This window comes from Peribacillus sp. SIMBA_075, from assembly GCF_046534585.1.
In genome coordinates, this window is the sequence record NZ_JAWRYN010001405.1 from 1 (window position 1) to 243 (window position 243).

General features: G+C 29.6%; 1 protein-coding gene. It reads left to right on the plus strand.

Going from position 1 to position 243, the window contains the following annotated elements; all coding sequences use genetic code 11:
• Positions 1 to 207, plus strand: a 207-nt coding sequence (locus SB775_RS32965; protein WP_410865500.1) for a PDZ domain-containing protein, incomplete at its 5' end; no start/stop codon positions are given.
• Positions 208 to 243: the final 36 nt, after the last annotated feature.

The following is a 243-nucleotide window of genomic DNA, read 5'->3' on the forward strand; positions in this document are numbered from 1 at the left end:
TCACCTGCAGAAAAAGCTGGTTTAGAGCAATATGATATTGTAGTATCATTAGATGATCAAAAAGTAGAAAATTCACTTCAATTCCGTAAATATTTATATGAAAAGAAAAAAGTAGGCGAGAAAGTAGAAGTTACATTCTATCGTAACGGTCAAAAAATGACGAAAACAGCTACTTTAGCAGATAATTCAGCTACAAAGAATCAATAATTGAAATAAAAGAAAGTCTCTTTCATATTGAAAGAG